General features: G+C 49.7%; 14 protein-coding genes and 1 pseudogene. 4 read left to right on the top strand and 11 right to left on the bottom strand.

Annotated features, from left to right (window positions below):
* Positions 1-5: 5 nt before the first annotated feature.
* The 3 genes from JFY74_05305 to JFY74_05295 all read right to left on the bottom strand — a co-directional run bounded on the left by JFY74_05305 (position 6) and on the right by JFY74_05295 (position 2,280).
* Entirely contained in the window at positions 6-857 is an 852-nt protein-coding gene (locus tag JFY74_05305) for a TauD/TfdA family dioxygenase (GenBank protein ID QQG29475.1), read from the bottom strand.
* A 54-nt stretch (positions 858-911) separates the two neighbouring features.
* Positions 912-1,877, bottom strand: coding sequence for an isocyanide synthase family protein (locus JFY74_05300; protein ID QQG29474.1), 966 nt, complete (start codon positions 1,875-1,877; stop codon positions 912-914).
* A gap of 259 nt (positions 1,878-2,136) precedes the next feature.
* Positions 2,137-2,280: an RHS repeat protein gene (locus tag JFY74_05295; protein QQG29473.1), complete on the bottom strand. Its 144-nt coding sequence runs from the start codon at positions 2,278-2,280 to the stop codon at positions 2,137-2,139.
* 102 nt (positions 2,281-2,382) lie between these two features.
* Here JFY74_05295 and JFY74_05290 point away from each other — a divergent pair, with 102 nt between their 5' ends.
* Positions 2,383-2,532: a hypothetical protein gene (locus JFY74_05290; GenBank protein ID QQG29472.1), complete on the top strand. Its 150-nt coding sequence runs from the start codon at positions 2,383-2,385 to the stop codon at positions 2,530-2,532.
* Complete coding sequence (locus JFY74_05285; protein QQG29471.1) at positions 2,529-2,873, top strand: SymE family type I addiction module toxin; 345 nt, start codon at positions 2,529-2,531, stop codon at positions 2,871-2,873. Before JFY74_05290 ends, JFY74_05285 begins: the two co-directional genes overlap by 4 nt.
* A gap of 84 nt (positions 2,874-2,957) precedes the next feature.
* Here the strand turns inward: JFY74_05285 and JFY74_05280 are convergent, their stop codons facing one another.
* The gene (locus tag JFY74_05280; GenBank protein ID QQG29470.1) at positions 2,958-3,284 is read right to left on the bottom strand and encodes a hypothetical protein; all 327 of its coding nucleotides are present in this window, start codon (positions 3,282-3,284) and stop codon (positions 2,958-2,960) included.
* On the bottom strand, positions 3,281-3,610 hold the full coding sequence (locus JFY74_05275) for a hypothetical protein (GenBank protein QQG29469.1): 330 nt from the start codon (positions 3,608-3,610) through the stop codon (positions 3,281-3,283). The genes JFY74_05280 and JFY74_05275 overlap by 4 nt, the downstream gene beginning before the upstream one ends.
* A gap of 438 nt (positions 3,611-4,048) precedes the next feature.
* On the opposite strand from JFY74_05275, the gene JFY74_05270 reads away from it, so the two are divergent.
* The gene (locus JFY74_05270) at positions 4,049-4,153 is read left to right on the top strand and encodes a SymE family type I addiction module toxin (GenBank protein QQG30454.1); all 105 of its coding nucleotides are present in this window, start codon (positions 4,049-4,051) and stop codon (positions 4,151-4,153) included.
* A gap of 61 nt (positions 4,154-4,214) precedes the next feature.
* Here JFY74_05270 and JFY74_05265 read toward each other — a convergent pair whose 3' ends face one another.
* Together JFY74_05265 and JFY74_05260 are read right to left on the bottom strand one after the other, a co-directional pair.
* Entirely contained in the window at positions 4,215-4,589 is a 375-nt protein-coding gene (locus JFY74_05265) for a hypothetical protein (protein QQG29468.1), read from the bottom strand.
* 440 nt (positions 4,590-5,029) lie between these two features.
* Positions 5,030-6,085, bottom strand: a pseudogene (locus tag JFY74_05260) (RHS domain-containing protein).
* Between the two features lie 47 nt (positions 6,086-6,132).
* Between JFY74_05260 and JFY74_05255 the strand changes: the two are divergent.
* Positions 6,133-6,300, top strand: a complete 168-nt coding sequence (locus tag JFY74_05255) for a type I toxin-antitoxin system SymE family toxin (GenBank protein ID QQG29467.1) — start codon at positions 6,133-6,135, stop codon at positions 6,298-6,300.
* A gap of 90 nt (positions 6,301-6,390) precedes the next feature.
* On the opposite strand, the gene JFY74_05250 is transcribed toward JFY74_05255, so the two are convergent.
* From JFY74_05250 to JFY74_05235, 4 genes are read right to left on the bottom strand one after another with little or no spacing between them, the layout of a single operon-like run.
* The gene (locus JFY74_05250) at positions 6,391-6,972 is read right to left on the bottom strand and encodes a hypothetical protein (GenBank protein ID QQG29466.1); all 582 of its coding nucleotides are present in this window, start codon (positions 6,970-6,972) and stop codon (positions 6,391-6,393) included.
* Positions 6,944-11,737 carry an RHS repeat protein gene (locus JFY74_05245; GenBank protein QQG29465.1) on the bottom strand — a complete coding sequence of 1,598 codons (4,794 nt, stop codon included), beginning with the start codon at positions 11,735-11,737 and terminating at the stop codon, positions 6,944-6,946. The genes JFY74_05250 and JFY74_05245 overlap by 29 nt, the downstream gene beginning before the upstream one ends.
* 20 nt (positions 11,738-11,757) lie before the next feature.
* Positions 11,758-12,675: a DUF4123 domain-containing protein gene (locus JFY74_05240; GenBank protein QQG29464.1), complete on the bottom strand. Its 918-nt coding sequence runs from the start codon at positions 12,673-12,675 to the stop codon at positions 11,758-11,760.
* On the bottom strand, positions 12,672-13,628 hold the full coding sequence (locus tag JFY74_05235) for a DUF4123 domain-containing protein (protein QQG30453.1): 957 nt from the start codon (positions 13,626-13,628) through the stop codon (positions 12,672-12,674). The genes JFY74_05240 and JFY74_05235 overlap by 4 nt, the downstream gene beginning before the upstream one ends.
* Positions 13,629-13,653 lie beyond the last annotated feature (25 nt).

Genomic DNA, 13,653 nt, shown 5'->3' with positions numbered 1-13,653 from the left:
TTTCCTTATGCTGCGTTATCGATGCAGGTATTCACACAAATCGGGGTGCCCTGAATATGCACGCGCTGGAGGTGGCGTGCAGAATGCGCCGTAAAGGCTTCACGGCCATGCAGCAGCGAGAAATTGTCGGCTATCACAACATCTCCCTGTAACCATTGATGCGCATAGTAATAACGGGGATCGTACAAATGCTGCCGTAACGTCTGGCTAAATGCGTTTTGCGTTTCCGGCGTAACATTGTGGTATTCGAGCGCATGCTGATTAAGGAAACGCTCCCCTTCGGTTGGCGGTTCGTTATAACGCATAATCTCACCCGTGCCGTTGGGATGCGGGATGACCAATGGAGACGTGACTTCACCACCGTAATGCACAACGGCTTTAATACGGTAAGTGATTGAAACACGCCGCCACTCATCGACTAATTGTGCATCAGCCTCTGCCAACAAACGCGTGGTATCGACAAACGTGGTACGCCCGCCTTGATCCTGCCCCGGCGCAGAAACGCAGTGAAACAGTTGAAATTCGGGGATGGTTGGTTTGTACATACCGTCCCAGTGCAGCGGCACATAGCTGTTATCAAAGATGTGATCCTTGGTATCCGCATGCTCCTTGACGTCCAGCACAGCCCCGAAAGGCCACATCATGATTTCCCCCCAGTGCCCGGCATACTCGGTCAACGTTTCAGGATCGGAAAACCCAGAAGAGAACCCACGCAGTACCAGAAGATGATATTCGCGGGCGAGCTCACGCAATGTATCAATCGGTAGTGTGGCAATGCTCTGCCCCACTTCAACTGGCGTCAGCAGCGCGCCAAAAGGGGAAAGCGATTCGATGCGACAGTTCATGCTATTTTCCATCGTGTATATTTCTTTATAAGATGACAATCTCGATGTCTCGGTGAACGATAACGCTTATGCCATATCAGGCTGCTTAACTAAGTAATGGCTAGGCGTACCGCGGATCTCCACAACCTCACCGTCCAACTGCTGTGCATCGGCATTCTTCATCAGCACAAACTGCCCATTAACATTGGCGGCCACACCATGCCAGGGCGTCAACCAATCGTCCTTCGTGGGCATCATATGAATACCTAGCTTCAGGCTGTCCGAAGGCTGAGGGTGAATAGACAACCGGATGGCATCTGGGAATTGTTCAGCAAGCAGATTGCCCCACGCCCAGCTGCGTTGAATAACGCCACACGCGCGTTTTTTGGCATCCTTCTGTAACGCCGCATTAGAGCCGGTATAGTCAGGCCGCAGGCTATCCTCATAGAGAAAGCGGGTTATTGAACGATAAAGCTGCAAGCCTTCTTCGCTCTGCATGAGCTGCGCCTTGATCTCCTCTTCTGATTCGGCGTAATCCTCAACCAACCGCTGGCGAAGATGATCATAGTCAGCAGTTAGTGGCGCCATATTCTCTACGTCCTTAAGATTAAAGACGCTGAGATGAACGGCACCCAACTCATGCAGTAAATTTTCAATCTCATCCTGATAGATGTTAATCGTTTCGTCGCTAGTCCCAATCAGGTCACCGAATACATGTCCATCCGAGCAAATACGGATGTGCGCTCCTGCCGGATAATAAAGCTGAATACGCTGGCATAGTGAATTCAGAAAGATCAGGGACAAACGCTCCGCCATATCCGGTACTCTACCCAGCACTTTATAAGGGTTCGGAGATTTAACTGGAAACGCAGGAAGAATGAGTTCAATTTGACGCCCCTTTTCAACAAACGCTCGAATTCTGGGTAATTGAACCTGAGTCACCTGGGACTCTTCTTCACTAATTGATTTAATCGACTGGGTAAATCTACGCCGATATTGAATTAACTCACTTAATATTAGCGATGAAACTAATTCATTATTCATCATATACAAAAAAACCTCATTACTTTACATTAATTTAAAAAAGGGAAATAAACTACATAGCAGTGGCGTAGAAACAATAGAATAAAATCTTTACGCGAATACAAAAAAAATACTGAATAACATATTCAGTATTTTTATTTACACTGCTAATGATTAAATTCGATCATAAATAAATATAACAAGGATTAAGAAAGTAATTATTAAAAATGAGGATAAGTAACGATACAGATTGATCTCTTCCCTTTTTTCAGTATCGTACGCCGCGTCCCTAATTATTTTTCCCCCCCGGCGAACTCCGCTTCCGCATTGTAGTGATAGCGCAGGTCGCTTCAAGCAGGTTATCGAACGCCCCGTAGCGGAACGGGGAGCGCTGCCCCAACGCATCCGTAATCGCCGTCAGGTTACCTTCCACATCGTAACCAAACTACGTCTCGCTGCCGTCTTCGCACACCACTTTCGACGGTGACTCGCGTACACCGTCATACTCCCAGCGCCGCACCTGCACGCCCGCATCATGCCCGGCTGCATTGTCATCACCACGCAGGATATCCGCGCACTCTGGCAAGACCTGCAAGCGCTGAGCATCGCGCCATTCGATGAACGTGCTGCCGCAAGCTGGCTGAACCGCTTTCCCGGCGGGCTGAGCATGGAGAGCGCACGATGAGCATAAGATACGCTTTCCAGCACGGCGACCTGCCGGAACTGACGCTGACGGGCCACGAACTGGCGCAGGCGGGTTTTACCGCCCATACCCTGTTCCGTATCCACCTTTACCGCAACGGGCTGATACTCACACGACTGGATGAGGATACTGATATTGCTGCGCTGATGGCGGAACTGGACGGCAACGAAGCGGAAGGCGCGGATTGGGTGGGGGATGACGGCACATTAACACTGGCAGGCGACTGGCTCACCCTGAGCGGGTTACTCGGCCAGCCGTTAATAATTGACGTGCTGCCCAGCAGAATAACGATTCGGGCAGAACAGGGGACTGTGCTGGCGTAATAATACCAACCGCTAAAAATAAAATAGCCGGAAGGATCGTCAGATCGCTTCCGGCTTTTATTACCTAACCTAGTTTAAACTCACCTATAACCATCGAGATAATGGACTTTCTTGTAGATGCTTTTCCAATAAGTCTTCATCGATGATTTTTTTCTCAATAACAGGACGGAGAATTTCCTCCAAAATTTCAAAGTCCTCTTGGCATCCCGTATTCTCTAAAAGAATTTCAAATGCGTTATCAACAAATGACATTTCACCACGAGAGTTAGCATCAATAATAAAATCAACTAGTTCTGATTTTATTCTCTTATTTTCAAAATATTCCTCATCATCGGAGGAATATTCTTTCTCGTAAGATGAAGCTAACTCTTCAGACAGATACACTAGACGGGAATTTAAATCATTAGTCATTCTATTATCTCATATGCGCCGGCGGGAATACCGTTTTTAATCAGTACTTCTCTATCTTTCTTAGCGTACCTTGCTGCTTTACCACTCAAGCCCCCTCCGTCGCTAACATCGATAATATTTTCATCAGGTATTTTTGATAAATCTACTTTTATCTTGCAACCATTCCTATTATAAAAATCGGCGGTTTTTTCTTTTTTTGTTGTTGATATTAATTGCGTATCTAATTTCCCATTACTCACATGCTCTTGTGCTGAATAATCAGCACACGGGTTTTTAGGCTGAATATCTTTACCTGCCTTAGCCTGAGCTTTTTGTTCTTCGGTCAATCCCCGATAAGTTGTCCCCGTATGCTTCTTATCAGTTTGGCTTCCTTCCTTCGGCGTCAGCCCCAGCGGATCTACCCATTCTAATGGGTTGTGGACGTACGCCTGCGGCCTTATCCCCCCACCCAGCCCTATAGGGTCATAGGGACGATCCTGATACAGTCGTATTTCTTAGCGCACTTAACCCATTGAAACAAAATGCTTTTCAGGCAGAGTTTTCGGCCCCCCCCCGTAACCCGCCCCCTGACACGCACTTTTGCCCGGACACGCTACCGCCATGCTGTGACTTCCCTGTCTGCCTGTGCCACATCATAACAGCGACGGCAGCCGCTGCCATTAGTCGTTTTATTAATGAACTGGGTTTTCTCGCGGCGCTAATGGCTAAACTCGACGATAACGAGACAGAAGGAGCGAACTGGGTAGGACAACGGCACGTTAACACTGGCAGGCCGCTGGCTCGAAGAGTCGGGATTTATCACCGGGATGCCCGTTACCGTCACAGTTGAGTGGGGAAAGATTACTATTGAGCCGCAGATTAATTTATAGCGATTGACCACTAATAAAATAAAAAAACCGGAAGGATCGCGTGATCGCTTCCGGCTAAAACTCAATCAATAAAGACAAAACTTTCTTCAGCTAAACAATTAGCCTTTCTGTATTCAGATTCCCATTCCCAATATCCATCAGGTTCATCTTGACTGACCCCATTCTTCCAATATAAATCACCATATGCTATCAACATAGCCCAATGGTACTCAATCTCATGACTACACAGCACAACTGACATATAGCTATTAGTAGCATTTTTTATTAATTGGCTAGAATGAACTAAGTAGTCACTTTCCTCTTTGGTCTTTCCAGTATATTTAAAAACCACAGCAATTATTACTTCGCACCAAGTATGATAATTAAATATAACTTCATCACCGGTTTCATTATCACAAAAAGTCAAATTATCAGATATATTCACATCGTCTATCATAATATTAGTCTCTATAATTTAAATCTGTCGAATAGTCTTGCTGCTTCATCAGAAAAGATAGCAAATTGGCTGCCTTTACTTGTCGGAACCTTTCCTCTTTTCACTGCACCTGGATTACCCAACATCGGACCACTCACAGCATCATGACTATGGGAAAGAGTCCCAGCTCTGCCTTGAGTCACAAAATCAGCCCATTCACCATTGGCTGAGCTGAAATCTTTGATATCAAGTTTTTTGAGTTCAGAATTCGGAATATCAAACTGGGCGATCGTAGGGTGATCGCGTAGTTTTGACCATTCTTCCGCTTGAACTTTGTCTGTTGTTACATAAAAGCCGCCTTGACCTGCTGGGTTAAAATCTAAGTTTGCCCGACCTTTTGAAGGATCTATAGGGCCTTGTATATTCCCGGCATGATAAAAGGTTGTGACGCCTTCTTTTTCCGTTAACCCGAGCGGATCAACCCAAATGAGCGGGTTATGAACATAGGCTTGTGGCCTTATTCCCCCACCCAGCCCTATCGGGTCTGGCGACAGGTACTGTCCGCTATCCGCATCATAGTAACGATGCCGGTTGTAGTAAAGCCCCGTTTCCGCGTCATACAGCTGTCCCTGATAGCGCAGCTCACAGTACACTTCCTCGTTCGCTGCATCGCCCAGGTAGCGCCGCAGCGGGATAGGCCGTCGCTCTTCACGGTGTGCCCCCCACAGCCCTTGCTCGCCACGCCAGCGGATTTCCCCTTCCTCGCTGCACAGCTCTCTCGCCGTTCCCGTCAGGTCGGTCACGATGTAGTGCAGTTGCGTGCTGTCGCCCTGTGCCTCCACCTGCGCCAGCGGCCGGAAACTACCCGGCTCGTACACCCACTGCACTTCCCTTGCGGCACTACCATCTGCATAGTACTGCTGCTGACCGATAAGCTGGTCACCGTCCCACCGATACGCCACCCGCGCGACCGCCAGCGCCGAAGGAGCCTGTCCCTCGCGCACCTTGCTGACTCTGCGACCAAACGCATCGTAACGATAGCGCCACCGCGCCCCGTCCGGCAGACTCACCCGTACCAGACGGTCCTGCACGTCCCAGTTAAAGTGCGTGTCCTTCGGCCTGAATCCCGGCCGCGTTTCCCGCTTCATCGCCAGACGCCCGCAGTCATCATACCGGTACTGCGTATGGCCCCGCTCCACCACTCGGCCTGCTGCATCGTACCGCGCCGACGCCTGCACCACCGCATCCTGCACCTTCAGCGTCTCACCCAGCCCCGGCGCTATCTGCGACATCTCGCACAGGTTCTGTTCGCTGTCGTAGCCAAACAGCCGCGCCTGACGCCGCCGTCCCTCATCGCGACGCTCTGCCGTCACCTGGCCTGCCCCGTTCAGCCGGAACGCCTGCTCGCCCCAGTGGCTGTCGCTGATACCCGTCAGACGGTCCAGCACATCGTACTGGTAACGGCGCTCCAGCACGTCATTCACCCGGCCGTCCGCCCCTTCGAGCGCCTGACGCCGGAAGAATATCGGCTGATGGCCGAGAAACCGGAAATCTCAAAAAGTGTGTGGAACTAAAAGCGGTCTACTTACAGCACAACGGCAAGCCCAACCCGCCCTCCGCCATCAACCTCAAAGGCCGCTGGCTCGAAGAGTGTGGCTTTATCACCGGGATGCCCGTTACCGTTACGGTGGAAAGGGGGAGGATTATTGTTGAGACGCAGATTAATTTGTAGCGATTGACCACTAATAAAATGAAAAAGCCGGAAGGATCGAGTGATCGCTTTCGGCTATAAAATAAAACCTATTATAGGTTTAATAAAAAATCATGTAATTACATTAAATTTCTTATTTCCACTGAGAGAATTCAAAAAAGATTGACAAAAAACGTCATCCTCATCAAAAGATATGATACCAAAACCGATATCACCATGAGGATATATCGCCAATTTTAACTTCAAATTAACCATAAAAAAAACCTGGCCTAACACACCTCCATGCCCCATAATTAACTTACAAACATCCATGAAATTATTATTATCAAAATGCAGACTTAATGAAGATGCTGACAACAGAGCATCACCATATAAGTAACTTTCAAAATCATCATTTAGTGATTTCAAATAACCATTAACCTTAGAATCATTATACAACCCTCCATATTCATTTATTATACTCTCATCACGTTCCCTTTCATCATCAAAAGATAAGGCTGACAGAGCAAAAAAACCCTCCCAATATGGAGAAAAAAAATCACTCACTATTTTTATAGACTCATCAATTAACGACAGTGAAAATGATGAGTTTCTTTCAAAACAACCAACCCATTTATTTGATGAACTAAATGAACTGAAATTAATATTAGTCAAATGAAAAGAATCACTTGTCAATTTTAATGATTTTTCCATCACTCATCCCCACGGTAATTTTTTTACTTGGGGTAGGTGCATTCTTTCCTATCCCAACCTTCCATTCTCCTAACTTATCACTATGAGTGGTATTACTTTTACTCCATATTTCTCCTGTATTTTGATTTTTATAATCCCCTCCCCTTATCTTTGTAAAATCCTCAGGATGTGATGATGGAGTTCGAACAATATCGCCAACCTCAGCAGAATTAACCTTTTTCTTTGGATTATCTAAATGGCTTGTACCTTTACATCCAGATGCAGCCAGTCCCAGCGGATCTACCCACTCTAATGGGTTGTGGACGTACGCCTGAGGTCGAATGCCACCGTGTAAACCTATAGGGTCTGGCGACAGGTACTGTCCGCTATCCGCATCATAGTAACGATGCCGGTTGTAGTAAAGCCCCGTTTCCGCGTCATACAGCTGTCCCTGATAGCGCAGCTCACAGTACACTTCCTCGTTCGCTGCATCGCCCAGGTAGCGCCGCAGCGGGATAGGCCGTCGCTCTTCACGGTGTGCCCCCCACAGCCCTTGCTCGCCACGCCAGCGGATTTCCCCTTCCTCGCTGCACAGCTCTCTCGCCGTTCCCGTCAGGTCGGTCACGATGTAGTGCAGTTGCGTGCTGTCGCCCTGTGCCTCCACCTGCGCCAGCGGCCGGAAACTACCCGGCTCGTACACCCACTGCACTTCCCTTGCGGCACTGCCATCTGCATAGTACTGCTGCTGACCGATAAGCTGGTCACCGTCCCACCGATACGCCACCCGCGCGACCGCCAGCGCCGAAGGAGCCTGTCCCTCGCGCACCTTGCTGACTCTGCGACCAAACGCATCGTAACGATAGCGCCACCGCGCCCCGTCCGGCAGACTCACCCGTACCAGACGGTCCTGCACGTCCCAGTTAAAGTGCGTGTCCTTCGGCCTGAATCCCGGCCGCGTTTCCCGCTTCATCGCCAGACGCCCGCAGTCATCATACCGGTACTGCGTATGGCCCCGCTCCACCACTCGGCCTGCTGCATCGTACCGCGCCGACGCCTGCACCACCGCATCCTGCACCTTCAGCGTCTCACCCAGCCCCGGCGCTATCTGCGACATCTCGCACAGGTTCTGTTCGCTGTCGTAGCCAAACAGCCGCGCCTGACGCCGCCGTCCCTCATCGCGACGCTCTGCCGTCACCTGGCCTGCCCCGTTCAGCCGGAACGCCTGCTCGCCCCAGTGGCTGTCGCTGATACCCGTCAGACGGTCCAGCACATCGTACTGGTAACGGCGCTCCAGCACGTCATTCACCCGGCCGTCCGCCCCTTCGAGCGCCTGACGCTGCAGCAGCCCCGTCGGGCTCCACTCGTGGCGCAATGCAAATCCGCTGCCGTTAGTGCGCCGCTGCTCTTCTCCCGCTGACGTGTGGCTGAACTGCAACGGCTGATGGGAACCAATGCCCAGCGACGACAGCCGCCCCGACTGCCACGCCAGTTGCAGCGGCGCCAGTATCCCTTCGACCACGGCACGCTGGCCGCCTGCATCGTAACCGCTCTGCACCGCCTCGCCGTTCACCGTTTCCGACGTCACCTGACCCGCCCGGTTATAGGCATATTCCACCACCGCATCCGGGCTGGCGGCTCTGGTCAGCCGGCCCGCCACGTCATACGCCAGTTCGGTAATGCCGTCGGTTTCCCCGTCCGCTTTCCGCGCCGTGATACGCGTTATCCGCCCTGCCGCATCGTGCTCGTAATGCAGCGCGCTGCTATCCGGCGCAGTACGCTGCACCAGACGGTCTGCCACATCGTACTGATACCGGTACACCCGCCCGTCGTAATGCCGCTCCTCATTCAGCCGACCGCTGGAGTCAAAGCCGTACGTCCAGTCCCGTCCATGACTGTTCGTTACTCCGGCGAACTCCGCTTCCGCGTTATAGTGATAGCGCACCGTCGCCCCCAGTGGGTCGGTCGCTTCCAGCAGATTATCAAACGCCCCGTAGCGGAACTGGTAACGTTGCCCCAGCGCATCCGTCACCGCCGTCAGGTTACCTTCCACATCGTAACCAAACTGCGTTTCGCTGCCGTCTTCGTACACCACTTTCGACGGTGACTCACGCACGCCGTCATACTCCCAGCGCCGCACCTGCACACCCGCTTCATGCCCGATATGCCGCTCCGTCAGGCGGTCAAGGTCGTCATACCGGAACATCACCGCCGGTGCATTATCCCGCTCAAGGCGGCTCAGCAGGCCACGGCGGTTATAGTGATAACACTGCAACACGCCATCCGGGCCTATCACCGTCGACAGTTGCCCTGTTTCACCGTAACGATACAGCCACTCGCGCCCTTCCGGGTCGTTCACTTCAACAACCTGCCCAGCAGCATTACGCTGGTAATGCCATTCGCTGCCCAGCGGGTCGATATAAGCCAGCAGTTGTCCGTTATCGTCATACGCGTAGTGATGTGTCGCGCCGTCGGGCAGGGTAACCTCGGTCACCAGCCCCCAGTCATTGCGCTGATACGCCGTGCGGCCCCCCAGCGGATCAGTCTCTGCCACCAGTTGGTTGTCCACCCACTCGAATTGGGTCTCACCACCGTCCGGCGTACGCTTTGACAGAATATTATTACGCTCATCGCGCACATAGCTGGTCACCCCACCAAATCCGCTGTGGTAATGACTGGTCAGAGTATCATCGTCATATTCAAAGTGCCCCGGCCAGTAGCCTTCCGAGGTTCTGTCACGTATTACACGGCCTTTTTTATCGTAGTCGTGCTCAACCCAAGTCAATGCTAAATCCGACCAGCGTACCAACCAACCTTCAGGAGAATAACGATAATCAAAGTTACGCCCCTCGTCTGCCCGTACGCTCAGTAAATATCCATTTCTGTCATAGGTATAGCTAGCCAGTGTTTTCAAAGGCTTGCGATTAGCATCACATAACGTTAAACAAGTAATGCGCTGACGACGGGTTTCCACATGAATCAAGCGCTTATCAGGCAAAGCCACCCAGCGTAATACGCCAAACTCCCAAATCAGCGAGATCTGGTTATCCTGGCGATCTTCTATGGATGTTAGGCATAATTCCATCCCTCTGGCGTGCTCAAACCGATAATGCAAACCACCTGCATATTGCAGAATCAACCGCCCCTGTTGGCGGGTCAATCGCCACTGTGGGTTAGATGGCGAACGGGTACATTCCCCCTCGACAGGCAAAACAAATATCGCCTGATTGAACTCACCGTCAGTCAGTGTCACCACACCTTCTTCAAGTATCAGGCTCATATCCCAATTACTACGCCATAGTGATCCTAATAAACCTGACTTCCTCTCACCACCAGACCGGTAATAACGCTTCATCGCCAGCGGTAAAATACCAGCTAGTTGGAAATCAGTACGCCACTCCACCATATACCCCGTGGCCATATCGACTGGTTCACCTTCACCTTGGCATTTATTTGATGTAGAGCAGGTCTTTCCATCTGCCGTGCTAGCCGTAGATGACGTATGGCCGGGAGTGCCATCAACATCTGATGGAGTTTTATCTGCAACTTTAATTTCAGGTTTTGCCGCCTTATCTTTACCTACCGCTGTTCCAGATTTTCTGGTAATAATTTTCCCAATAAACGTATTAACTTTCTGGATAATCCCATCAATAATTTCTTTAAATTTATTAATTAGTTTTTTAATAACCCCACAAATTGCCGAAAAGCTATCTTTTGCAAATGCAATAATCCAACTTTTTGCTGAACTTGTGGCGTTATTCACCATCAGTTCAATAGCCGTAATTATTTTATTGAGAAGATTTATAGCCTCTTTAGCCTCTTTATTAATTTTTTCCGCGAAGTCAGTTAACCATCGAACAATATTACCATTAGATATATTTCTAATTTCACGAACAGCCAACTGAACAGCTTGATTATCTAACGCACTTTTTTCTAATGCCTTCATTGCACGGAAAATAGATTTACCCGCAATTTTTAACGCATGTCCAGGACCAGGAATAACACCTACAACATTCAGTGCACCTTCAGCAAGGAAGTAGTTATCCTCTAGGTTATCTGGTTTTTTATAGGCGGCCCAACACCACTCACCAATAAAATAAACATCGGGTGCCTGACCAACAACAGGGATAAAACCGAGAATGATTTGACAAAGCAGCAAAACCGCTGTTTCTGTTGTCTGATCGGCAACCTCTGCCGACAAGCTATGGTGAATTTTATTAATTGCCCGTTTGAATTCACGATCCCCTGCATTAATTTGTTTTTTTAATGTTTGAAAACGGTCATAGGCTAGTTGATATTTATCTTCTACATTAGAAAAAAATCGTCCCCCCCATGTACTATCATCAACATTCACTTCATCATAGCGTTCACTGTCCTCGGTGTCGTACTCTACAATCCCTTTTTTATGCAGTAGCAAATAAAGTGTGAAATATTCCCCCGCTAACGCTGCATGAGCGGGATTAGATTGAAGGACTGGATTATTCTCTACGGTATCAGGGGAAGAAAAATCATCTGAACCTTCCTTAATATCAAGTTGATAAGTACTACACGCCATATTTTGGACTTTAAAGTAACCATTTTCATCCGTTTGTCCGTCGGTTTTATTCCCCTTGCTATCGGTTAAAACAAAAGGGGCATTTGGCACGGGATCCCCTGATGAGTAAACATACTGAACAAAGGTTTCACACGCACATTCTTTACATCCCCCTTGAATAATTTTATCCGTTGAAAACTCTTTTTTCGCTGCGGCACCACTTTGGTGTAATGAAGCCTGTTTATCCTGACTCATGAAATGACGTCCTTTTTATTTTATGCTTCGTCCAGGTGGTCAATGGCTGCCTGATACAGACGATCCATACGGCTTTGCGTGCCAATGTATTCAGGCTGTATCAGAATATTTTTTGCCCAGGGCTGATGCATGAATTCCGGCGAGAGTTCTGTCGCCAATGCCAGCCAGCGCACGATATCGCGGTCGTTGTTAAAGCCGTTGTTTTTCGCCTGTTCCGTCTGCTGATGGGTAAACGCCTGTAGTTCATCATCAGGCGCGTGTTGCCAGTCAGCATGGTAAGCACGCAGATGTTCCCTATAGCGCGCCAGATTGTGATGTCCGTAAGGCACCATGATGGCTTGCCATTGTTCGTCACTCAGTTGGCGCGGCAGGATGTCTGGAATAGAGTGTGGTTCGCGGGCAGTGAGATTTAAGGCACGTACCGCGCCGTCAGGGGAAATGTCGCAGAAGCTGGCTATTGGGCCATAGAGTGCACAGGCTTCTTGTGCGGAGCTGGCGGATAATAGCTGATTCACCACCTGCCAGTCCCCCACGCGCAGGATGGCATTCTCCCCAGAAGGTGAGGTCACCAGGCTCCACTGTCGCAGATGCTTTGTAACCTCAAGCAGTTGATCGAGCGGTGAATATGCCTGCATAAACCATTCCAGCTGTAGACCCATTCCCCAGCCAAGCTGGGTGACAATGTGTTCTTTCACCTGCGACCAGTTAGCGGCATGAAGCGGGATGCAGTAGGGTGACACCGAGGCATGAACGCGCCCTGCCTCACCCCAGTACAAGCGCGTCTGTTCCAGGCTGCCCCCCCAGCGTTCGGCCAGCCACGGCACAGCATCGTTCATCGACGCTTCGGCGATAACAAAACAGCCGCCCTGAGCGATACGCGTTTGCCAGACAGCGTCATCTTCCGGCGTCAATTCAAGGAAAGGTTGCGATACACTCACAGCGTGACCTCCGTTATGTCAGGTAACTCTCCCCGCATCCAACTGGGGCGATGGTAATTAAGTTGCACGCTCTCAATGCGTTCAGGTTCGGATTTAAAAATCCGAATACTGTCCGCAATCGAATAGCGCTCTGTCAGATGAATAAAGATCGGGTGCAAATAAAATTCACTACCGAGTACCCAGCGATGAGCGGACCAGGCTTCACACTCCGCTTCGCTGGCTTTGGGATAATATTTTCCTGCTAATGCAATGCCGCTAATAAAGCGTTCTTTTACTATTTCGATGTCCAGTGGAAAAACACATTTCGCGCTGACAAAAAGAAAGAGTTCATTTGCCAACCGGTGTAGGCGATTGTCATTAGCGAGAAGATAATATTGATAACGCGTTAAATTAATTTGATAGTCTTTCTTAATTTCGTTCTTATTTTCGTTATTCATTTCCTGTTGTGCGAATAGCTGATACTCCCCATGTTCGCTACTCACTATGGGTAAATACATATTATTCAGCGAGCCGAGAAAATCCGTTTGAGCAGCACGATCCAGAGTAGGCCACCAGGCCGATAAAACCTCTGGTGCATAGCTACGAAATAGCGCTCGTGTGCCATCAGGCCAAAGACAGGAAATGCGCTGCTGCCAAAAATCAGCCATCTGCTGCAATGTCAGTTCGCCATGCATGAGGATCACGCCACCATGCCGCTCCGGCTGTGTCTCAGTCAGCCAGTGCAGCAGTGTTTCTCCTGGTTTGCCTTCTTCTATTTTCACCACAAGAGGCGCCCACATCTGCCAGTTTTCGGCATCCTTGCCAAAATGCAGCTGCTGCCATATATCTGACGCCGCAGGTTGAAAAGCCTGCCAATATTCAGGTAATTTGGGATAGCTCAACGGCGAGATAATAGCGAACAACGGCGCATTAAACTGGCTGATTTCAAACAGGGTATAACCGTTTGCCATCATCGTTATTTGCCTGTAAATAAATGAA

This window comes from Pectobacterium carotovorum, from assembly GCA_016415585.1.
GTDB lineage: Bacteria > Pseudomonadota > Gammaproteobacteria > Enterobacterales > Enterobacteriaceae > Pectobacterium > Pectobacterium carotovorum_K.
The sequence above is the reverse complement of the archived record's forward strand: the minus strand, read 5'-3'. Positions and strand labels throughout refer to the sequence as shown.